Annotated in this window: 20 protein-coding genes; 4 read left to right on the top strand and 16 right to left on the bottom strand. The window is 34.5% G+C overall.

From position 1 onward, the window contains the following. The 15 genes from C8P64_RS15000 to C8P64_RS14930 form a co-directional block, all read right to left on the bottom strand. Entirely contained in the window at window positions 1-1,056 is a 1,056-nt protein-coding gene (locus tag C8P64_RS15000) for an N-acetylneuraminate synthase family protein (protein ID WP_108172886.1), read from the bottom strand. After that, entirely contained in the window at window positions 1,043-1,885 is an 843-nt protein-coding gene (locus C8P64_RS14995) for a glycosyltransferase (protein WP_108172885.1), read from the bottom strand. The genes C8P64_RS15000 and C8P64_RS14995 overlap by 14 nt, the downstream gene beginning before the upstream one ends. Next, window positions 1,882-2,514 (bottom strand): acetyltransferase, encoded by a 633-nt coding sequence (locus tag C8P64_RS14990; protein WP_108172884.1) that lies wholly within the window; start codon window positions 2,512-2,514, stop codon window positions 1,882-1,884. The genes C8P64_RS14995 and C8P64_RS14990 overlap by 4 nt, the downstream gene beginning before the upstream one ends. Beyond that, entirely contained in the window at window positions 2,504-3,646 is a 1,143-nt protein-coding gene (locus C8P64_RS14985; protein WP_108172883.1) for a LegC family aminotransferase, read from the bottom strand. Before C8P64_RS14985 ends, C8P64_RS14990 begins: the two co-directional genes overlap by 11 nt. Then, a complete protein-coding gene (locus tag C8P64_RS14980; protein ID WP_108172882.1) occupies window positions 3,646-4,836 on the bottom strand; it encodes a UDP-N-acetylglucosamine 4,6-dehydratase in 1,191 nt (396 codons plus the stop codon). The genes C8P64_RS14985 and C8P64_RS14980 overlap by 1 nt, the downstream gene beginning before the upstream one ends. Window positions 4,837-4,854: 18 nt before the next feature. Continuing rightward, window positions 4,855-6,249, bottom strand: coding sequence for a UDP-glucose 6-dehydrogenase (locus C8P64_RS14975; RefSeq protein WP_108172881.1), 1,395 nt, complete (start codon window positions 6,247-6,249; stop codon window positions 4,855-4,857). A gap of 3 nt (window positions 6,250-6,252) precedes the next feature. Beyond that, complete coding sequence (locus tag C8P64_RS14970) at window positions 6,253-7,530, bottom strand: nucleotide sugar dehydrogenase (RefSeq protein ID WP_108172880.1); 1,278 nt, start codon at window positions 7,528-7,530, stop codon at window positions 6,253-6,255. Window positions 7,531-7,582: 52 nt separating this feature from the next. Further along, window positions 7,583-8,875, bottom strand: a complete 1,293-nt coding sequence (locus C8P64_RS14965; protein ID WP_108172879.1) for a hypothetical protein — start codon at window positions 8,873-8,875, stop codon at window positions 7,583-7,585. Window positions 8,876-8,884: 9 nt separating this feature from the next. Then, the gene (gene rffA / locus C8P64_RS14960) at window positions 8,885-10,027 is read right to left on the bottom strand and encodes a dTDP-4-amino-4,6-dideoxygalactose transaminase (protein WP_108172878.1); all 1,143 of its coding nucleotides are present in this window, start codon (window positions 10,025-10,027) and stop codon (window positions 8,885-8,887) included. Between the two features lie 8 nt (window positions 10,028-10,035). Continuing rightward, window positions 10,036-10,746: a GNAT family N-acetyltransferase gene (locus C8P64_RS14955; protein WP_108172877.1), complete on the bottom strand. Its 711-nt coding sequence runs from the start codon at window positions 10,744-10,746 to the stop codon at window positions 10,036-10,038. A gap of 5 nt (window positions 10,747-10,751) precedes the next feature. Next, entirely contained in the window at window positions 10,752-11,672 is a 921-nt protein-coding gene (locus tag C8P64_RS14950) for a glycosyltransferase family 2 protein (RefSeq protein WP_108172876.1), read from the bottom strand. A 25-nt stretch (window positions 11,673-11,697) separates the two neighbouring features. Continuing rightward, a complete protein-coding gene (locus C8P64_RS14945) occupies window positions 11,698-12,696 on the bottom strand; it encodes an SDR family oxidoreductase (RefSeq protein WP_108172875.1) in 999 nt (332 codons plus the stop codon). A gap of 91 nt (window positions 12,697-12,787) precedes the next feature. After that, on the bottom strand, window positions 12,788-13,666 hold the full coding sequence (gene rfbA / locus C8P64_RS14940; RefSeq protein ID WP_108172874.1) for a glucose-1-phosphate thymidylyltransferase RfbA: 879 nt from the start codon (window positions 13,664-13,666) through the stop codon (window positions 12,788-12,790). A gap of 2 nt (window positions 13,667-13,668) precedes the next feature. Next, on the bottom strand, window positions 13,669-14,730 hold the full coding sequence (rfbB, locus tag C8P64_RS14935) for a dTDP-glucose 4,6-dehydratase (RefSeq protein WP_108172873.1): 1,062 nt from the start codon (window positions 14,728-14,730) through the stop codon (window positions 13,669-13,671). 22 nt (window positions 14,731-14,752) lie between these two features. Next, on the bottom strand, window positions 14,753-15,760 hold the full coding sequence (locus C8P64_RS14930; protein WP_108172872.1) for a LacI family DNA-binding transcriptional regulator: 1,008 nt from the start codon (window positions 15,758-15,760) through the stop codon (window positions 14,753-14,755). Between the two features lie 117 nt (window positions 15,761-15,877). Between C8P64_RS14930 and C8P64_RS14925 the strand changes: the two genes are divergently transcribed. The 4 genes from C8P64_RS14925 (at window position 15,878) to C8P64_RS14910 (ending at window position 18,397) form a co-directional block, all read left to right on the top strand. Next, window positions 15,878-16,342: a thiol-disulfide oxidoreductase DCC family protein gene (locus tag C8P64_RS14925; RefSeq protein WP_108172871.1), complete on the top strand. Its 465-nt coding sequence runs from the start codon at window positions 15,878-15,880 to the stop codon at window positions 16,340-16,342. A 243-nt stretch (window positions 16,343-16,585) separates the two neighbouring features. Continuing rightward, complete coding sequence (locus C8P64_RS14920; RefSeq protein ID WP_108172870.1) at window positions 16,586-16,906, top strand: phosphoribosylpyrophosphate synthetase; 321 nt, start codon at window positions 16,586-16,588, stop codon at window positions 16,904-16,906. A gap of 98 nt (window positions 16,907-17,004) precedes the next feature. Next, complete coding sequence (locus C8P64_RS14915; RefSeq protein ID WP_108172869.1) at window positions 17,005-17,499, top strand: Dps family protein; 495 nt, start codon at window positions 17,005-17,007, stop codon at window positions 17,497-17,499. 16 nt (window positions 17,500-17,515) lie between these two features. After that, window positions 17,516-18,397 (top strand): mechanosensitive ion channel family protein, encoded by an 882-nt coding sequence (locus tag C8P64_RS14910; protein ID WP_108172868.1) that lies wholly within the window; start codon window positions 17,516-17,518, stop codon window positions 18,395-18,397. A gap of 79 nt (window positions 18,398-18,476) precedes the next feature. On the opposite strand, the gene C8P64_RS14905 is transcribed toward C8P64_RS14910, so the two are convergent. Continuing rightward, entirely contained in the window at window positions 18,477-22,196 is a 3,720-nt protein-coding gene (locus C8P64_RS14905) for a metallophosphoesterase (RefSeq protein WP_108172867.1), read from the bottom strand. Window positions 22,197-22,233 lie beyond the last annotated feature (37 nt).

The following is a 22,233-nucleotide window of genomic DNA, read 5'->3' as shown; positions in this document are numbered from 1 at the left end:
CTAATATAAATTTTCCCATTTTAATATTGCATCTTCAGAAATATCTGTATTTAATTCTCTACCTAAAACATACTCCATTTTATCGGGAGCAATAAATGTTCCGGGACGTTTTGCCGTAAGATCTTCTTTTTTCAATATATCACCCTTCTTCAAATCTCTCTTAACAACTAAACTCCTTCTAAACTTTTCTTTTTTAAGCTCCTCCGCTTCAGAAACGGTTCTTTGATAATTACCTAAAGATTTCGCTATATTTTTTGATTCTTCGCAAATAATTTTTAATTCCATTGGATTTGCTGATACCTGGTGATCCCATCCAGGTAAATCCTTATCTAATGTAAAATGCTTTTCAATAACGCATGCTCCCAATGCAGCTGAAGCTAAAGGAATAGCAGTCCCAATAGTATGATCTGAAAAGCCAATAGGCATATTAAATGTATTTCGCAACATTGAAATATTATTCAAATGAATATCCTCGTATTCTGGAGGATAGATAGAAATACAATGAAGTAAAACTATTTGATCATTTCCTGCTTCCTTACATGCATTTACAGCTGTTTCAATCTCAGCTATAGTTGCCATTCCGGTAGATATTATCATCGGTTTCTTAAATGAAGCAACTTCCTTTAGAAAATCGATATAATTTATATCCATCGAAGCAATTTTAAAAAAAGAAACTCCAATGTCATTTAAAAGTCTGGCTTCTTCCACCGAAAAAGGAGAGGAAGCAAATTCGATATTATTTTTATCACAAAATGACTTTAGCTCTCTATGCTGTTCATCGGTTAAAGCATATTTAGTTACCATTTCCTTTAAGGAGCCAAAATGCTTCTTTTTCGAATCATTATAAACTTGATTATTTTGATACTCCTCTTTAGATATTAAAGATTTTGGAGTCCAGGACTGGAATTTGACACAATCGGCTCCAGCTTCTTTAGCTGATATGATCATTTCTTTTGCAAGATCCATATTTCCATTATGGTTTGCTCCTATCTCAGCAATTATGTAAGGTTCTCTATAATTGCCAATTTCCCTATTTCCGAATTTAATTTGTTTCATAAAAATTAATTTGTTCCCACCAAAAAGCCTCAGTGTTTGGCTTTTTATGGATATTATTAGATATTTTTAATCTTTCATTAAGATCCTCAATCTTTTCTAAATCTGAAGAAAAGTTTATTCCAATTTCGTTTAAAGCTTTATAGTGAGCAATTTTGCCATTTAAAATTGTTAATTGTCTTTCTGTAGATAAGTCATCAGTAATTCCAATGATATTATCTTCATGTTGTCTATAAATAGTAGTGCATTCACTTGTGAATAACACAGTTTGCTGATGCTTTAGTAAAATTTGATAAAAAACAAACCAGTCAACCGCAATTGGTGTATTACTTATCTTTAGGTCAAAGTTGAGTAGTTCTCTTCTAATTGCTGTATTTCCGAAACCTACAATATTTTTATCTTCCAAAAATTTGTAATTAAACTCAAATATCTTCCCCAGACGCTTTTGCCAAATATTAGTTTCTTTAATTTCACCTTTAGAGAATAAACTTAAATCATTACATACTAGTGCCCTATTTTCAAGCAATTTAAGTGTTATTTGAATTCTATTTTTCGACATCAAATCATCAATATCCTGAAAAATAATAAAATCTGATTTGGAGTTCTTCAGAATTTCAAGTGATTTAAATCTAATCTCAGAAATACTTCCTTCCAAATTTGTTATTTCTACACCTCCTGATAAACCATGAAAAAACTTTTTTACATTTTTGACTCCGTCATTGAAAATATGAATAGTAAAATTTTGATTGGTTTGCTCATTAACTGTCTTAATAAAGTCAGGAAAAAATTTTACAGCCTCCGGATATATATATGTTACTAATACAGTATTCATCTTTTCATTAAGTATCTACCAGGATTACCAACTATAGTTTTATCATCAATAACATCGGAAATAACCACTGTACCCGCACCTATAACAACATTGTCACCTATTTTAACCCCTTGTTTAATTACACTATTAGCTCCAATAAAACTATTTTCTCCTACAATTACGTTACCGGCAAGGGTCGCCCCGGGGCCTATATGACTATAATCTCCAATTCTACATTCATGCTCTATAATAGAAGAGGTGTTTAAAATTGTATAGTCTCCAATCTCCACACCAATATTTACTGAAACATTTCTAGAAATAAAATTTCCATGTCCGATTTTCATATAACGTGAAAAACTAGAATTAGGATGAATTACATTAATAATTTTTATATCTCGCTTTATTAAAGACGCTACAACTTTTCTTCTTATATAATTATTACCAATTCCTAATATGTAATGATTAGATTTATTGAAACCTGTAAAATCATGCTTACTCTCATCTCCTAAATATTCTAAATTAAAAGGATTGTATTTTGAAGCTTTTTTTTCAACGTAATATTTAACCTTAATACCTGATTCTACTGCAGCGTCTGCTACCACCAAGCCATGGCCGGAATATCCAACAATCGTCACTAATTTATCTAACACTACTAGTTATATTTACTATTCGATCTTCCAAATATTCCGCATTTTTCTGCTCATCCCTATAGCAGTTTTCATACATAGGTAATTTGTACATAAGTTTCCAGATAGGGCGTGTCATAATCCCGGATTCATTCGTGATTTTTAAAAAATTATCCCTTGCCTGCTTATCTTCAAGTTCAACACTCATTAACCAGTAGTTTGCTTTGGTATTTGGAGATTCACTTCTAAATTTAATATTAGTATCAGCGAAAAAATTGGCATATCCCAAGGCTAATTCCCGTTTACTTCGTAAAAACATATCAAGATTCTCTAATTGCGCACAAGCCAAAGAAGCATTTAAATTAGGCATTCTAAAATTATACCCCAACTCATCATGAAAATACTCATAGGCATGAGGCTTTTTAGCAGTTGTTGTTAGATATTTAGCCTTTACTCCCATTTCTACATCATTTGTAACAATGGCCCCACCACCACCAGATGTTACAATTTTATTACCATTGAATGAAAAAACACCTAAATCACCAAAACTACCTGTAGGCTTACCATTGAAGGTGCTACCAAGAGATTCTGCTGCATCTTCAACTACAGGAATATTCCATTTTTCGCAAATATTTACTATTTCGTCAATTCTAGCAGGAAAACCAAAGGTGTGCATAGGTAAACAGGCCGCTATTTTCTTTCCTGTTTGTTTATTATAGCAACCATCTTCCTTCAATTCTCCATAATTTTGAAGAAATTCACTTATCGCATGTGGAGCTAAGCCCATTGTATCTCTATCTACATCCAAAAAAACAGGCTCGGCATTATTATATGAAATTGCATTTGCTGTAGCTACAAAAGTTAAAGCTTGGGTCAATACCTCATCACCTTTTTCTACACCAACCAATTTCAGAGCTATTTGAATACCTGCTGTACCATTAACCACAGCCACCGCCTTGTTCGTTGCTGTGATATGTGTCATCATGTCTTCAAATTTATCTACATACATACCTACTGAAGAAACAAATGTTGAATCTATTGCATCATTGAGATATTTTTTTTCATTACCGAGAAATCGTGGTTCATGTAACGGGATAAAATCGTTAGTCCCATAATAATCCCGGATAAAAGAAATTGTATTTTGAGCTTCTTGCATTACATTTTAGAATCTAAATATTTACCGGTTTCTTTATGTCCAAAATCCGGAATCATTTCAAAAAACAGTTTTACAATTTCTTCCTTATTCCAAGCTTGTTCCTTTTTCATCGAATCAATAGAACTTTTGAAAAAGTCTAAATTAGAAGATTGATTATCAAAATCATTCTTGATGATACCAAGATTCTCAAAACGATTTAAATCCAATTTTTCAGACTCTGTAAAAAATTCTTCGAAATCCTTTTCACCAGTTGTGTCACTCCCAGTAAAAAGACAAGGCCATTTATTTTCTTCTGGTAGTGTTTTGACTAACTGTCTTGCTTCATGTTCATCTTTACAAAGATAAGCTTCGTACCCTCTCTGATTAAGATATTTCACAGCAACATCTGCAAATGAAATTAAATGCAATTTTTCACTAAGTTTTGGGAAAAATATATCTCTATTATCACCAAAGATACAAGACATTAAACATAGTTCTCCACTTTCCTGTGGTGTAACGAAATATCTTTTAACATCATTGGGCGCGACAATAGGCTGATTTTTTTGAATTCTCTGATTAAAACCGTGAAGTAGAGATCCATCAGAAAAAGCAACATTCGCAAATCGAGCAGTGGAAATTTTAATTTGTTCGCTTCGACGCATAAGAAACATCTCCATAATTCGTTTTGAGGCTCCCATCATATTAACTGGATTAGCCGCTTTATCTGTAGAAACACAGAAATACTTTGCTGCCCCCTTCGCAATGCTTTGTTTTATAGTCTTTTCGGTATTAAAAATGTTTACATCAATCATCCGCATTAATGTGAATGGATCCTTTTCACTACGAACATGCTTGAGCGCCGAGAGATTTAAAACAAAATCATACTTACCATCTTCTTTTATAAATGCATCGTACTCTATTGAGCCAATATCCAACGCAAAAGTCCGAAAGTCACCATCTATATATCCATAAGAACTACGGACGTCTCTAACAAGCTCTACTAAATTGTTCTCACTAATGTCTACTACGTGAAGCTTTAGCGGATTTCTTTTAAAAATTTCTTTAGTTACCGCCTGGCCTATAGAGCCAGCACCCCCTAATACTAAGAAAGAGGATTCCTGAACCTTTTTTAATAACTCTTCTTTGTTATCTGAAATATCCTTAGAAAACAACTCTTCATTTCTACCAATTAAAGACAATATATCTACCATACTAAAAAAAATAATCTTTTAACTCCCAATTGCATAAAATTCAAATCCTATTTCTTCTTTGGTTTTCCTGTCCAATAATCTACGACCATCAAAAAGAAATGCTGGTTTGAGCATAGCTTTATAAACTTTTTGCCAGTCCAATTCCATGAACTCATCCCACTCTGTTAGGACCGCAATGGCATGAGCCTTATCACATACCTTATACGGATCCTTTAATACGGTAACACGTTCTCTATTTTCCTTTTCAGATCTTGTTCCCAAGTAATCCAGATCTGCGTAGATTTGTTCTTCCGTCACTTTTGGATCATAGACTACTATTTCTGCCTGTTCATTTAAAAGATAGTCTGCTACATAAATCGCTGCCGATTCTCTTGTATCGTTAGTGTCTTTTTTAAAAGCCCAACCTAATAAAGCTATCTTTTTACCAGATACTGTATTGAATAAAGTTTGAACTATTTTAGCGGCAAAACGCTTTTTTTGATGATCATTCATAATGATCACCTGATGCCAATAATCTGCCACTTCATCCAAGCCGAAGGATTTCGCTATGTAAACCAGATTGAGTATATCTTTTTGAAAACAACTTCCTCCAAATCCTACGGAAGATTTCAGAAATTTTGATCCTATCCTTGAGTCCATACCTACAGCACGAGACACCTCATTTACGTCTGCGCCTGTCTTCTCGCATAATTCGCTCATCGCATTAATACTGGATACTCTCTGAGCTAAAAATGCGTTTGCAGTAAGCTTTGATAATTCTGATGACCAAACATTTGTAGTAAGTATCTGCTCTTTAGATACCCAATGAGCATAAATATCTACTAACGCCTGAATAGCTTCCTCCCCTTCTGCCGTGTCAATATCCCCTCCAATTAAAACACGATCTGGATTCATTAGATCATCTACCGCAGTTCCCTCTGCTAAAAATTCAGGGTTGGAAAGAATCTGGTAATTAACACCATTTCCTGTATTATCCAAAATGTTTTTTAAAGCCTGAGCGGTTCTTACCGGTAAAGTTGATTTTTCAACAACAATTTTATCATCTTTAGCAACTCTGGCTATCTGACGAGCACATAGTTCGATAAATTTAAGATCTGCTGCCATACCTTTTCCAATTCCATAGGTTTTGGTAGGCGTATTTACAGAGATAAAAATCATGTCAGCCTTATCGATCGCCTGATCTACATCGGTAGAAAAAAATAAATTACGATCCCTGGCTTCAGCTACAATGTCAGACAGACCAGGTTCATAAATTGGAATATTTTCTACATTTTTGTCATTCCAAGCCGCAATCCTTTCCTTATTGATATCTACAACTGTAACATTGATTTCAGGACATTTCTGCGCAATAACAGCCATGGTTGGACCACCGACGTATCCAGCACCGATACAGCAAATATTTCTAATTTTCATAAATTATAATTTTCGGTCGCATTTATCACCTAACACTCCCTTTACATCATAAACTACCGCACCGTTATTCTTAAAGTTATCCAAGTCGATATTCATAAATTCTTTATGAGCAACAGTTAAAACAATTGCATCAAATTTATCAATAGGCATCTCATTTGTGGTATCCAAATTATATTCATGTTGAACTTCAGACGGATTAGCCAATGGATCAAAAATAGTTATTTCCACACCGTATTCTTTAAGGCTTTTAATTACATCTACCACCTTTGTATTACGAACATCTGGACAGTTCTCTTTAAATGTAATTCCTAAAACAAGAATTTTTGCACCTTTAACCTTTATATCATTTTGCAACATCAGTTTAACAACTTCGGATGCTACATATTGTCCCATTGAATCGTTCATTCTCCTTCCAGCAAGAATAATTTCAGGATGGTATCCAATTTCCTGTGCCTTTTGTGCTAGGTAATATGGATCAACTCCTATACAATGACCACCAACAAGTCCAGGTTTGAAAGGTAGAAAATTCCATTTAGTTCCTGCAGCTTCTAAAACATCATGAGTATCAATACCCATCATATTAAAAATTTTAGCCAGTTCATTTACAAAAGCAATATTAATATCTCTTTGAGAATTTTCTATAACCTTGGCAGCCTCAGCCACTTTTATCGTTGGTGCCAGGTGGGTTCCTGCCGTAATAACCTCTGAATATAGCTCATTCACCCTTCTTCCAATTTCCGGGGTCGAACCAGCGGTCACTTTTAATATTTTCTCCACCGTATGCTCTTTATCACCCGGATTAATTCTCTCAGGTGAATACCCAACATAAAAATCTTCATTGAATTTCAAACCACTAACTCTCTCAAGAACAGGTACACATTCTTCCTCTGTAACTCCAGGATATACCGTAGATTCATAAACAACTATATCACCTCTCTTTAAAACTTTTCCCACGGTTTCACTTGATTTATAGAGAGGAGTAAGATCAGGTCGATTATTCTTGTCTACCGGTGTAGGAACGGTTATAATATAGTAATTACAGGATTTAATATCGTCAAGGAGGGTACTACAAAATAATCCAACATGCTCAGAATTAGATTTTTTAAGAGAAGATTGCAATAATTTATCTTCAACTTCTAAGGTTGAATCTTTACCACTCATCAGTTCATCCACTCTAGACTGATTTATATCGAATCCTACTACTGGAAATTTGGTAGCAAATAATCTGGCAAGCGGTAAACCTACATATCCCAGACCAATGACCGCTATATTTCTATTCATTTTCAATTTAAAATTTAAACGTGCAAAGTTACGATTCTATTTATCGGCGATGTTAATTCCTAGTTAAAAGCTTCAAATAATATTTCCTTTCACCCAGTTCTATACGCTCAGTACAAGAAGTGTTGATTAAGCTATCCGAAAGAAATTTTACAGCTTCAAAATCTTCAGCACTCAAAAAATGAATATAAGAATAACCTATCCTTTTTCTGAAAGGATTATTATAATCGTTAAGACTATACAGGTATCTAATACCTCCATTTAAAAAAATAGTATTCCCTTCAGGTACCAATTGTTTAACTTTCTCCGCAGTAGAAATTTGTTTAACATAGACTTCGCTATATTTAGAAACTCTAATAATTAACATAAGAGAAAACAATAAGCCACCAAAAATTAAAGGTTTTAAGGCTTTCTCAAAATCCTTCTTCCAATTTATCATAATCAACATAAAAATATATGGCAAGGCATTTATGAAGTAATGCTGGAACGAATTTAAAAAAGTTGGAAGTAGGCTTACAATAATTCCAATAAGCCAAGGAATGTTTTTCCTTTCAAAAACTTTTTTCCTTACTAGAATTAATACAGGAATTACCAACAGTAAAAAAACCTTTGCACCTAATATCCAATTAAAAAAACCAGGAAATTTATTGACGGAATATTTGATATATTCCACACCACTTAATTGAGCAAGCAGAGAGTTTAAAGATAAGTTTTTAATAACCACAAAGTATATCAAAAAAAATAATACAGGTAATACGGCTCCGAAACCAAGCAATACTAATCTTTTAACTATTTCATTTTCTGAGTTATAAATAAGAAATATAAACGGGATGAAATTCAATATACCGTACTGTTTAAATAAAAAAGACAACGCCAGAAAAAAACCGGTGAAAAGAATTTGACTATTTAGGTAAAAATAAATTGCAATCATTACTGATAGCAAAGAATAAACTTCAAGATTTATATAATTACCATCTGAACTAAGAATAGCTAAGCCGAATAAAACAGTTAAGAATAAAGAGAGAGTAACTGAATTTCGGCTTTTATTCCTACTTATTTTAAAAAAAATTAACTGCGTCAAAAAGATTATAAAATATTGAAAAATCAAAAAATTTTTATAATTGAATTTTTCGAATATATAATAGATTGGAGCATTCATATACATCATTAAAGGTGTATAAGAGAGATAAATATCTTTATAAGGAATATAACCTTTAGAAATATCTCTTGCTACCGATAAATAGTAAGGAGCATCACTACTTATATAAGAATTAGAAATTGAGAAATATATAGTAAAAAGAAAAATCAGGATAAAAATAAAAGTAATTATTTTGAACTGATTCAACATGGTTAAATTTTAATCTAATAATTCTGATAAAACAGCTTCTGCTTTTTCAATTGTATAATTTATCTCAGTATCAGACATTTCAGTAAATATAGGCATCCTGGCTATTCTACCAGCCAATTCCTCAGTTAACTGTAAATCACTTCCCTGATATCCTAGCTTTCTACCCATTTTTGAGGAGTGTAGAGGAATATATCCAATATGTACGGTAACACCAGAGGCTTTCATTTTCTGAATAAATTTATCTCTTAAATTATTGGTGGGTAGCAATAACCAAAAACTATGACCATTAGGTTTCTTGATACTATCAACCTTACAAGTATTTAAACGATCTCTAAATTTAAAATCATTAAACCAATTATAATAGGTCTTCATTAAATGCAATCTATTACTTATTATATATTCTTCATTTTCCAATTGAGATAATAGCATCGCAGCCAGAATATCAGATAAAAGATAACTAGACCCTTTATCTATCCAGCTATACTTCTTTTGAAGTCCTTTAAGCATTTTGGTTCTATCGGTGCCCTTTTCCATTAAATAGGAAGCTCTTTCCCTTCTAAATTCTTCATTAACTATTAATGCACCACCTTCACCACATGTCAAATTTTTAGTATCATGGAAACTATAGCAGGATAAATGTGCTCTTTTTCCACTTATCTCACCTTTATACAGAGCTCCATAAGATTGGGCGCAATCTTGCATTACAGTAATCCCATACTTCTCAGCAATCAACATAATTTCATCTATATCACATGGCACTCCTGCATAATCGATGGGAATAATCATCTTTGTTTTAGAAGTAATTAATGACTCTATTTTCTGCACATCGATATTCATATCTTTTGAATGAATATCACAAAAAACTGGCTTAGCACCGAAAATAAGAACAGAGTTTGCAGTAGAGGTAAAAGTATAAGAAGGCATAATAACTTCATCCCCCGGCTGCAAATCAACTAATAGTGCTCCCATTTCCAATGCTGCAGTACAGGAGGGCGTTAAATATATACCTTCAAGACCATATTTAGAATTTATCCAGCTTTTTACCTTATTAGCAAAATGGTAATTTCCCGATAACTTACCAGACTGAAGTGATTGATTAATATAAAAAATTTCACTTCCAGTAAGAAAGGGCTTATTAAAGGGAATTTTCATAAACTTAATTAATTATTTCTCCAAAAATGATAGATGAAATGCTTTTCTCCAAATTCTACACCTTGTCTTCGGTAGATGGAAAGGGCTTTTTTATTTTGGGCTTGAGTTTCACTCTTTACTATCTTATATCCTTTTTCAAATAAAATCGATTCCATGGAGTTCATTAAAGCAAAAGATACTCCTTTTCCTTCATGAAGAGGATCTACAGCTAAAAGTGAAACATGAGGCTGAATACCCTTAGTATTAATAGTTATGAAGCCTATAATATTATCGTTTTCACGATAAACTAAAACTATATCTGCCATAATTCTTTGAACAGATTTATCAATCCATATCTGATATAATTCTTTAGACTTGCTATAGGATATATTATCATCCTTAAAAAAACGACTATGAGTACCCGCGGTTAAAGCTAAATGCCTTAACCTCTCATCAACTTTATCGTCTTCATAAATTTCAACTTTAGGATGCATTTTGGCATCTACCTTTAAAGGCTTAAAGATAGCTACTTTAGTATCTACCAGTTTCGTGCTAAAATAATTGTTATTTGAAACTTCGTCAGAAATAAGCTGACTTGTGAAATAATATATTAATCTGGCATCTGTATTAGAATAAATATCCTTTAAATCCTCAACTCTAACTGAGTCTTTCTTCAATTGCGAAACAGGAAATCCAAAAAAATTACTATCCCATTGCAAATTAATTAAACTATAGTCCATTTATTTTAATTAACGAGCTTATCCTCTATCAAATATAAAGGCCTATTCTTACTCTCGATAAATATACGAGAAACATAAATCCCTATAAGGGAGGTATTCAAACTTAAAATACTCATTAAAAGTATCAATATGAGCACCAATTCTTTTACTTGAATATCAAACGCTAAAAAATACATTCCCAACAATATAAAAAGTATAAAACTTAATATTCCTAAACCTATAATTAGAAAAAGCCAAATGGGCCTGTTAGAATAGTAAATAATAACATTAAGAGCTCCTTTGAATAGTCCAAATCTATTATAATTTGATTCGCCAGCAAATCTTTTTCCATGCTTAACTTCTATTGCTGTCCTTTTAAAACCCAACACTTTAACAATAATTGGAAACGGTCTGAAATTTTCTTTGTACTTGAGAATTGCTTCTACAACCTTTCTATTATAAATTCCAAAATTACCAACTCCAGTTTCAAATTTAAGACCACTTATTAATTCAAAAAACTTATAAAATCCTTTAGATGTAATAACTTTAAAAAAATCATCCTGACGGGATATTCGCTGAGCCAGAACAATATCAAAACCCTTCAATGCTGTATTTAATAAATTAGGTATTTCCTCTGGCCTATCTTGCAAATCACAATCCATCACAATCACCCATTCTCCAATACATCGGTTCAAACCCGCAATAATGGCATTATGTTGACCGAAATTTCTACTAAATTTATAAGCTTTAATATAAGAACTTTCTTTATATAAATTCACTAGTTTTTTCCAAGTTCCATCTTCACTACCATCATCAATTAAAACAATTTCATACTCCCAATCAGATAAAGAGCTTAAGCTTTTATTCAGCCTATTAATTAGCTCTTCTAATAACTCTTCCGCTTGAAAAAGTGGAATAACAACAGATAAAGTAGATTTGTCGGTCAATTTTAATTAAAATGATTTATAAAATTTATAAATTATGCCAATACCATTCTATTGCCTCTGCTACACCATCTTCAATTTTATGGGTTGGATTATAACCAAGTAATTCTTTTGCTTTTTCTACTGACGCGAGAGAATGAGGTATATCACCTGGACGATTTGGCCCATGCTTAATTTTAACCTTGCTAATTTCAGGATCATATTCTGAGAGATATTTTTTCAAAAGTTCAGTAAGCTCTAACAAATTTGTCCTATCTCCTACCGCTGTATTAAAAACCTGATTTAAAGCATTCTCATTTTCGCTTGAGATAGCTAATAAATTCATTTGTATTACATTGTCAATATATGTAAAATCACGAGAATAAGTCCCATCCCCATTAATAACAGGACTTTCATGGTTCATCAATTGAATCACAAATTTTGGTATTACTGCGGCGTAGGCCCCATTTGGATCCTGCTTTCTCCCAAATACATTGAAATATCTTAAGCCAACGGTATTTAATCCATAGGATTTATAAAAATTTTCTGCATATAATTCATTCACATATTTAGTAATAGCATATGGTGAAAGAGGCTTTCCAATTTCATCTTCTACTTTAGGTAATTTATCAGAATCTCCATAGGTAGAAGAGCTAGCTGCATATATAAACCGTTTAACTCCTGAATCCCTAGAAGCTACTAGCATATTAAGAAATCCGGAAACATTTACCTCATTGCTAGTTATTGGATCCTTGAGAGATCTGGGAACTGATCCTAATGCAGCCTGATGAAGCACATAATCTACAGAATCACATACTTTATTACACGTTTCGAAGTCACGAATATCACCATTTATGAATTCAAACTTAGGATGAGTAATTAGTTTTTCAATATTACTTAAATGGCCCGTAGCAAGATTGTCGAGGCATTTAACTTCAGCTCCTATTTCAATTAATTTTTCACAAAGATTAGAACCAATGAATCCAGCACCACCTGTAACTAGGATTTTGGAAGAAGAAATAACTTCTTTCTGATTTTCAGTAATCAAGATATTTTTTTTAACATTTCGCAGTTGGCAAATATAAAATATATCATTCAGGATTTATCAAACGTAATCTTAAAGAATTGCCAAAAACCGCCTATTCCTTAGAATAGATGTTTAGCAAGTACTTACCGTAATCACTGGAAACAAGATTATTGGCTAGAATCAACAATTCACTATGATTAATAAAACCCTTCCTAAATGCTATTTCTTCAAGACAGGCGATTTTAAGGCCTTGTCTTTTTTCTATCGTTTGAATAAAATTAGAAGCTTCCAGTAAAGAATCATGAGTACCTGTATCCAGCCAAGCATAACCTCTACCCATAATTTCAACATTTAATTTTTCTTGCTCTAAGTATGACTGGTTTATACTGCTGATTTCTAATTCCCCTCTCTCACTTGGTTTGCATTTTTTTGCAATTTCAATTACCGAGTTTGGGTAAAAATACAAACCAGTTACTGCGTAATTACTTCGGGGATTTTGTGGTTTCTCAGTTATAGTTAGTGCCATACCATTATCATCAAAATCTACTACACCGTATCTTTCCGGTTCATTTACATAATAACCAAATACAGTCGCATTGCCTTCCTGTGAACAAGAATTTCTCGCATTTTCTAACAAACCACTTATCCCCTGACCATAAAAAATATTATCACCTAGAACTAGGCAAACGTTCTCATTACCAATAAATTTTTCTCCTATTATAAAAGCTTCAGCAAGACCATTAGGCTTAGTTTGTTCTGCATAACTAAATTCTAATCCAAGTTGCGAACCATCTCCCAGTAATTTTTGAAAATTTGGAAGATCTTCCGGAGTTGAAATTATAAGAACCTCTCGAATTCCAGCTAACATTAAAACAGATATAGGATAATATATCATAGGTTTATCATAAATAGCCAAAAGCTGTTTAGATACACCTTTAGTAATTGGATATAGACGAGACCCGGTTCCACCTGCTAAAACAATTCCCTTCATGACTATCTAGTATACTGATTTCTATAATAATATCTATAATCTCCCGAAATAATTTTTTTTAACCAGTTTTCATTTTCTAGATACCAATCAACAGTTATTTCCAGACCTTCTTTGAAATCAAATTTCGGCTTCCAATTCAAATCTTTCTGAATTTTTGATGCATCAATAGCATAGCGCCTGTCATGCCCTGGCCTGTCTTTTACAAATTGGATTAAACCCGCTGAAGTTCCTGCCTTTCTATTTAATTTTTGATCAAGGATCTCACAAAGTAAATTGGTTACATCAATATTTTTCCATTCGTTTACTCCGCCTATATTGTATGTTTCCTTGTTTTTCCCTTTATGTAAGATCAAATCTATTGCCTCCACATGATCCTCAACATAAAGCCAATCCCTTGTATATTTTCCATCTCCATACACTGGCAATTCCTTTTCCTGAATAATATTATTTATCATTAAAGGAATCATTTTTTCCGGAAACTGGAATGGACCATAGTTATTGGAACAATTAGAAATGATATATGGCACTCCATAAGTTTCACCATAGGCCCTAACAAAATGATCTGAACTGGCTTTTGAAGCAGAATAAGGAGAATTTGGAGAATAAGGTGTTGATTCTTTAAAAAGACCTGTTTCTCCCAAGCTTCCATATACCTCATCTGTACTAATATGGTAAAATAACTTATTCTCAAAATCGTTCTCCCATAATGATTTGAATGCATTTAACAAATTAAGGGTTCCAATGATATTTGTCTTGACAAAGGCCAGAGGATCGGTAATAGAACGGTCTACATGAGATTCTGCCGCCAAATGAATAATCTTTTCAAATTTATAAGTTTCAAAAAGTGCACTTATTTTATTCTCATCTGTAATATCAGCCTTAATGAACTCATAGTTCGGAAAGTCCTCTATTTCCTTTAAATTTTCAAGATTTCCTGCATAGGTTAAAGCGTCCAGATTGTAAATTGTATATCCTGGGTACTTCTTGACAAAATGTCTTACGACATGTGAGCCTATAAAGCCAGCCCCACCAGTAATCAATATTGATTTATAACTTTCAGTCATTTTAAATTTTAAGCAAAATCTTTTAAAACCCCGTCGACTCCAAATGAACCATGGTAGTTGCGATGATCTTCTCTTCGAACTGTCCAGATTCATATTTACCTTCCAGCCTGTTGTTTAATACCTCTACAGCCTGAGACCCTAATTCCTGCGGGTGTTGTTCAATATAGCTTATTGATGGTGTGAGGTATTCTGCCACTTCTTTACTTATATAACCTATTAACTTTAGTTCTTCCGGCACCTTAATATTTTCCTCATAAGCTATCCGTGTAGCCATGATTGAGCTCTCGAAGTCGGTGCATAATAAGGCTTCAACCTTTTCAGAGGTAATTAACTCTTTAATTTTTCTCTTAAGCTCCGCAGGTTTTGTACTGGTAGCCATATAAAGGCTATCCAAATCCTGCATACCTTTTTCATAGCCTTTTATTCTTAGCTGCCCTATACCAACATGATGTATGGCAGAGGCCAGACCTATTTTCTCCAATCCTTTTTCCTTAAAGAACTTAGTGGCATCATAAAAGCTTTTTTCGTCGTCCACTCCTATTTTGTCTGCCGGAAGGCCCAGGTTGATTCGATCATAAATTACTACCGGGATATCATAATCCAGCAGAGCAAATAAATGATCATACTCCTGTTTCTTCTGGGTTTCCTCGGAAACCGCTATCAATACTCCATCTACCATTCCAGAAGTAAGCATATCGCAGATCTGTTTCTCACGATCCAGAGACTCATTAGAAATATAGGTGATCACCTGCTGCTCATGTTTCTGAGCTTCGGCTTCCATTCCTGAAAGTACTCTTGCAAAAAAGCTGTTGGAAATATTCGGAATCACCACTCCAATGGTTCCGGTCTTACTTTTTTTCAGATTTACCGCTACCGGATTGGGCCTGTAATTATGAAGTTTCGCCAGTTCTTTAACCCTTTCAGCAGTTTTCGGACTTATTTCCGGGCTGTCGTGTAAAGCTTTAGAAACTGTTGAAATACTCACATTCAGCAGTTTTGATAATTCTTTAAGTGTAATTTTGCTTTTCATAGGTCAAAGGAAAAATAAGCTGTAAAGGTCAAAAAAAATACTGACTCTGCACAAAATAAGATTTTGTTTTGAAGTAGACCTATTTTTTTAGTCCTTTACTATTAAAAGAAAACAAAAGTGTTCGCCAAATTTGACCATACAGATTATCCTCCTAAACAAAATATTTTGATCTGGGACGGTCAATGTGGTTTCTGTAATTTTTGGAAAACCAGATGGGAGGAAAAGACCAAAGGCAAAATCTCATTTAAAACATACCAGGAATTTGCCGAAAACTTTCCAGATATTCCCCTCAAAGAATTCAAGAAAGCCAGTAGACTAATAGAAACTGACGGAAAGGTCTATAGCGGTCCGGACTCCGCTTACAGAAGTTTATGGCATGCCGGTACCAAAAGCTACCATAAATTTTACAGTTCCAATTCCTTGTTTAGAAAGCTTAGTGATCATGCTTATAATCACATTGCGAAAAACAGATCTTTCTATTTCAGCCTCACGAAGTTATTATTTGGCAAGGATCCTTTGAAATTCAAACACTACTGGATCATATATTTATTATTAATCTTTTTAGTCATCAATCTGTTATGAAAATCCCTAAATCTTACTGGTTTTATATCATCGCGGCAATTATAACTATAATAGGCGTTGTTACGGGTTGGTATTTCTTTTTGATCATTCTTTTCCCTTTAGGTTTATTTCGATCCAAAGATCGGGATGAATAGGCGCGTAAACGCTAAGCTTCCGGGAGTTAAACTTATCCTAAACCCTTCTTAGATTTTGCTCAAATGCGGCTTTCAGTGTAATTTGATTTAGAAATAAAATTGAATTAAAATGAAAGATTACGGTACATTATCACAAGCGATAAATAAATTAAAACTAGAAGAAGGTTACGAAGAAGATTTTAACCTTCTGGATGAAGAGATCGAACTTAAATCCAAAAATCAGACTTTTGGAGTTGAGGAATTCGAAGTTGATAAAGTATTACGTTTTGAAGGTATGAGTAACCCTGATGATAATGCGATACTTTACGCCATTACTACTTCAAATAACCATAAAGGAGTCCTCGTTGACGGATATGGTGTTTCCAGCGGACAGGTTTCCAAAAAAATGATGGAAAAATTAGATCTTAAAGATCACAGATCCCTGGGGTAACCTAAGTTAAACTTCTATTAAAGTGAGAATGGAGATTTGCAAAACAGAACTTCCATTGTAAATTTGTATTGAATTTTTAAAAACGATAAATAAAAACTATGAATTACTTAGGTTTAGATTCAAATAAAACAAAGAAAACCGTTGAAGAGCTAAATGTTCTTTTAGCCGATTATCATCTATATTATCAAAAGCTTCGTAACTTCCACTGGAATGTTATTGGCAAAAACTTCTTTGATCTGCATGAAAAGTTCGAAGAATTATATGACGATGCTAAATTAAAGGTAGATGAAATTGCTGAACGTATTCTTACTTTAAGGTATCAACCAACCAGCAATCTTAGCGAATATCTGAAAGATTCCAATTTAAAAGAATCACCGTCAGATATCACCGATAAGAAGATGATCGAAATTCTCCTCGACGACCATGGTTCTATCTTAAAACAGATGAGAAAAGTAATAGAAGTTGCTGATGCTGCAGATGACGAAGGAACTATCGACCTTATTGGAGCGTATATTCGTGAGTTGGAAAAAACCAGCTGGATGTTAGATGCCTGGAAAATGAAAACCAATGATCAACATAAACCAGTAAAATAATAATCAAATTTAAAATATGCAGGATTTCAACATTCAGGATTCTCTAAGCGGTATTACTGATAAATTAGGCGGATGGCTAGATTCTTTAATTCTAGGTCTGCCTAATTTTCTCCTGGCCGTTATCGTTTTTGTAGCCTTTACATTTATTGCAAAATATGTAGGTCAGTTATTTGAACGAGTCACCAGAAATCAGATAAAACAGGATTCTATCCGACTAATGACGGTTAAGGTTATAAAAGCCATCGTCGTCCTTATAGGATTTTTTATCGCTTTAGGTCTGCTGAATCTTGATAAAGTTCTTACCTCTGTTCTTGCCGGTGCCGGTGTCGTAGGTTTAGCTATTGGTCTGGCACTACAGGGAACTCTTAACAACACCTTCTCAGGTTTAATATTAAGTTTTCTCCCGGAGCTGCAAATTGGAGACTGGGTAGAAACAAACGGATATGCGGGAACGGTTACTGAGATTAACCTCAGGAATATCGTAATTAAACAATCAGACAATAATTATGTTGTGATTCCCAATTCCAAAATTATTGAAGAGCCTTTTAAGAACTTCACCAGAACAGCGAGATCCAGAGTTTTTGTTAATTGTGGTGTTGGTTATGAATCAGATCTTGAAATGGTAAGAGACCTAACATTACAGGTTATTAAAGACTTATTTCCCCAAAGAGGTAATGAAGAAGTTGAATTTATGTACAACGAATTTGGAGACAGTTCTATTAATTTCACCGTTAGATTCTGGACAGATGTCACCAAAAACAGGGATATTTTGGTAGCTCAGAACGAAGCGATTATTGCGATCAAGAAAGCTTACGATGGTAAAGGAGTTAATATTCCATTCCCTATTCGTACTATCAATTTCAGCAACAAGCTGGGAATTAATAAATCTGAAGGATAAATAATAATCCTGTAACAACTAAATAAAAAGCCCCTTGCAATTTCCAAGGGGCTTTTGTTTTTATGCATCAATAGTTTCTTTAAAATTTCAGGCCTACACCGAATTGAAATCTTGCTCCTTCTTCACCGGCAAACACACTAAAATTTCCCTGTATCGCATCTGCACTATTTATCCAAACACCACCACCATAGCTATCATGCCATTTAGAGCTATTTTGCGTATTCATCCAAACTCGACCCAGATCATACCCAAGATAAATACCTGGTTGGAATGGTAGAAAACTAGTCTTAACCGTGTTGAAAGAATAACGGAGATCTGCTCCAGTTCCAAAAGAACTTTTACCTGAATATCTCTCTAATCTATATCCTCTAAGACCAGAATCTGCCCCTAATTGAGCCGACTGATAAAATTCATATTTGGTACCAATGTTTATATGAGCCTCGGCCCTGGTCTTAATCACCAGCTTTCGGTTATTGGTCAGGGCATTATAGAATCCCATATATGGTTTGAAATAACCATAATGCCTGTCTGGATCTGCTGTATTGATCTTAGCTCCAAGATTCAATTCAAAAAGCATCCCTCGAGTAGGATTAAGCACATCATCGTAGCTTTCATAACGGTACATAGCATCCAGACCGGCGAAGTATTTTCTATCGAAGAAATCTGGATCATTACTTATAAAATCATCTGTAACAAACCTTCCTTCTCTCTGTTGAACTTCTATACCTTCAAAACTTGCGGTAAAACCAAAGAAGCTACCAAATGGAGTTTTATTAACCAGGGCCGCCCTAACGCCATATTCACTCAGTCCTACTCTATTGTAACTTAATCCAAGCTCATCCTCAAAATTTTCAGTTTCATTTCCGAAGCCAAAGAAGTTTTCAGAAAAATTCGGACTGGCGAAATTTGCTCCTACCTGTAAATTATAATTACCTACTATCGTAGCAAACTCTGCTTCATAATCTAGCGCGAAACCATTTGTGGAAGAGTGAACCTCACCAGAAAAAGTATGCTGCGAGGTAAATGGATTTCTCTTGAATTTATTGATAGATTTTACGTACTCAAGGCCAAATGAAAAACCAGTGTCCGGATTATAGCCTATCCCGGGAAGGATAGATCCTGAAGAAAAGGTCTTTTTATCCTTGTCATAAGTATTGATCTCGTAATTATCTGTTAAGCGAAGTTTTGCTCCATCAATCTTTTTTATAGTATTAGGCAAAGATTCGTGATCATATACCTTAAGATTTTTACCATAATCTACCGTGTATACATCATTATTCTGGCCGCCGATAACTCTCAAAAATATTTTGGCAGGACCGTCACCTTTAACATGGATCTTATCATCGTCATCCAGACCATAGATCCATATCTCTTTTGTTTCTTCAAATTTGTAAACCTTATCGCTTAACTTTTCAGCCCGTTCACCGTCCTTATTCCTGGAAATGGTGACCCTGGTTTCGTTGTCTGGAAGTCTTACAATATCAATAAAATCATCTTTATCTGTTCCGGTAACTATAGCAAGATTAGCCAGGTGGTCGTAATATCTTTCAGCAATATCTACAATATTACTTCTTCTGCCCTTCACATTTTCTATCAATTCCTGGGTAGCCTTTCCTTTGGTCTCTTCCGGTAATTTCGAAAAAGCTTCTTCTATAGCCTCATCTGTAACATTCTCCTGAATATACCTGGCTTGCTCTAACCAGGTGTCTTTACCAACATTCTGCAGCAGTGACCTGTCTAATCCCATTGCTGCGATGTTAAACCACTCTACATCTTTAATATCGTCTCCGTAAACCGCGAACTGATTGGCAAAGCCGGTAATTGCTCTCAAGGTTCCGAAAAATGCACCATCAAAATTTGAAAATACCTGGTCACGATCTCTTGGTACCGGTTCAAAATGATGTTGTCCTTCTTCATTTTCTATCTCAGACCAGCGCCATTGATCCTGATGTCTGTCCCAGTCTCCAATAAGCATATCGAAGACCCTTGCTCGCACATAAGCAGGTTCATCAAGAATATATTTCTCATCTCTTCTTAATCTTTCGATCATATCTGCCGTGCTAACAATATCATGATCTGGACTTCCGAAGGATTCATATCCCGTCCATCCTTCTTCGGGTCTTTCCACGATCATGTAAATATCATCTCCGTGAACAGAATTATATTTTCCTAATGCCTTTTGCTTTGGCAAATAGAAAACTTCAGGATTCGTATGATACACTCCGGCTGCCTTACTTAAAGTTGGTATAGCCAGAAATCCATATGGATGCGCTGCCGTATAAAAATCTGTAAGAAGATTTTCTGCAACGGTATTTTCCATTTTATCCTCTACCGGTTGGTTTTTAAAAGCTACGGTTTGCAAAAACCTAAGGGCATCTTTTCTTACCCTTCTAATATTATACTCACGGCCAAGACTGTCCTTTACACGTAGCGATACGGTTTGATGACCGCCTCCTTCCCGAACTACTTCTAAACCTCCATAAAGAGTATCCAGGTCTGCAACTTTCAAGGTCACCTCGGTTCCATATAGTTCACGGTATCTTTCTCCCCAAACGGTCTTGTGTACAGGGCTTTTATCGGTTTCAGAATCCTTATAGATCGAAGTGGTGATCGTCTGCGGAAAACTTTCAGGATATTCCTTTAATTCAAAAGGGATTGGTGTTTCCATCACCTCCTTTTGAAAAAGCAGTTTAGGTTTGTTGTTCTCATTTCCGTAGAAACTGGCCCAGGCCGATCCATCCTTGAATATGTCCAAAACAGCAAATCCTTGTCCATTATATGCAAAAAGACCATCGTTACTTAAGGTTGCGTAAGAGGCCTTTGAACCAGAACCGGAAACGATCTGCTTCACGCTATCATGCTCTATATATTGCAGGGAATGCTCGTGCCCGGAAACGAATATCAATCTTTCATTTCCTCTAGCAATGTTAGAAAGCCTGGTGGCAAGAGATTTATATCGGTTATTCTGTGCATCCTGAATAGATACACCACCGGTTGTCCTGATCAAGGTTGCCAAAGAACCTAATATAGGAAGAGGAATTTTCTTTTGAGAAGGATAAATATGCCTGTCAAAAGTATATTGCCCACCGTGAACTCCGTTCGTGTATACCGGATGGTGCAGGGCAATTAGAACAGTTTTATTCTGATTTTTCTTGATCTCAGATTGAAGCTCAAGAAACATCGCCTCTCTTGTCTTTATTTCCTCGCAGTTATCATTGATCTTTGGGTTTTTATCCCAATCTTCCAGGTACCATTGAGAATCAATTACAATTAGCTGGATGTTTTCAGAGATTTCAAGGGATTCCAAACCACAGCCAATTTCCGGGCTCCACACAAGAATCTCTTCGAATTTACTTTTCAGATAATCTTTCTGTCTTTCCAGCCCCTCTAGTTTTTCATTATACCAATCATGGTTTCCGGGAATAAAAACAACTTTCCCTTTATAGTTTTCTATCGCATCTAATTGCGCGTCCAGACGATATTCTGCTTCTTCCCGTTCAGGTGACTCTTCTGGCGGCATTCCATCGGGATAAATATTATCTCCCAGGAAAATGGTATAGTTTTCTGTTTTATTGACTGAATCGAGGAATGTCTTAAAAGCTATAAGTCCTAAAGATGTACCTCCTGGAGGTGAGTAACCTGCGTCTCCAATGAGATAAAATGACTTCTCGATTTCTTTATTTTTCGGATACCCAAAATCAGACTTTTTTTGTTCTTCTCCATATTTTGGTGCCACGGTAACACAGGAAAATACAAGGAATAAGGTTAAAATTGGGGCTAAAAGTTTAACTTTTTTCATAGAAAATATTGGGTAATTTTTTTTGTAATTTGGGCGT

It is taken from the genome of Christiangramia gaetbulicola (assembly GCF_003054225.1).
Classification (GTDB): domain Bacteria; phylum Bacteroidota; class Bacteroidia; order Flavobacteriales; family Flavobacteriaceae; genus Christiangramia; species Christiangramia gaetbulicola.
Note: the sequence above shows the minus strand (reverse complement) of the source record. Positions and strands in the feature narration are given on the sequence as shown.

Excerpts from the sequence above, each read along its gene's own strand:
- C8P64_RS14905 (WP_108172867.1), bottom strand. The coding sequence starts at position 22,196 with ATGAAAAAAGTTAAACTTTTAGCCCCAATTTTAACCTTATTCCTTGTA.
- C8P64_RS14915 (WP_108172869.1), top strand. The coding sequence starts at position 17,005 with ATGAATTACTTAGGTTTAGATTCAAATAAAACAAAGAAAACCGTTGAA.
- C8P64_RS14975 (WP_108172881.1), bottom strand. The coding sequence starts at position 6,249 with ATGAAAATTAGAAATATTTGCTGTATCGGTGCTGGATACGTCGGTGGT.
- C8P64_RS14955 (WP_108172877.1), bottom strand. The coding sequence starts at position 10,746 with ATGGACTATAGTTTAATTAATTTGCAATGGGATAGTAATTTTTTTGGA.
- C8P64_RS15000 (WP_108172886.1), bottom strand. The coding sequence starts at position 1,056 with ATGAAACAAATTAAATTCGGAAATAGGGAAATTGGCAATTATAGAGAA.
- C8P64_RS14965 (WP_108172879.1), bottom strand. The coding sequence starts at position 8,875 with ATGTTGAATCAGTTCAAAATAATTACTTTTATTTTTATCCTGATTTTT.
- C8P64_RS14970 (WP_108172880.1), bottom strand. The coding sequence starts at position 7,530 with ATGAATAGAAATATAGCGGTCATTGGTCTGGGATATGTAGGTTTACCG.
- C8P64_RS14910 (WP_108172868.1), top strand. The coding sequence starts at position 17,516 with ATGCAGGATTTCAACATTCAGGATTCTCTAAGCGGTATTACTGATAAA.
- rfbB (WP_108172873.1), bottom strand. The coding sequence starts at position 14,730 with ATGACTGAAAGTTATAAATCAATATTGATTACTGGTGGGGCTGGCTTT.
- C8P64_RS14995 (WP_108172885.1), bottom strand. The coding sequence starts at position 1,885 with ATGAATACTGTATTAGTAACATATATATATCCGGAGGCTGTAAAATTT.
- rffA (WP_108172878.1), bottom strand. The coding sequence starts at position 10,027 with ATGAAAATTCCCTTTAATAAGCCCTTTCTTACTGGAAGTGAAATTTTT.
- C8P64_RS14980 (WP_108172882.1), bottom strand. The coding sequence starts at position 4,836 with ATGGTAGATATATTGTCTTTAATTGGTAGAAATGAAGAGTTGTTTTCT.
- C8P64_RS14985 (WP_108172883.1), bottom strand. The coding sequence starts at position 3,646 with ATGCAAGAAGCTCAAAATACAATTTCTTTTATCCGGGATTATTATGGG.
- C8P64_RS14930 (WP_108172872.1), bottom strand. The coding sequence starts at position 15,760 with ATGAAAAGCAAAATTACACTTAAAGAATTATCAAAACTGCTGAATGTG.
- C8P64_RS14920 (WP_108172870.1), top strand. The coding sequence starts at position 16,586 with ATGAAAGATTACGGTACATTATCACAAGCGATAAATAAATTAAAACTA.
- rfbA (WP_108172874.1), bottom strand. The coding sequence starts at position 13,666 with ATGAAGGGAATTGTTTTAGCAGGTGGAACCGGGTCTCGTCTATATCCA.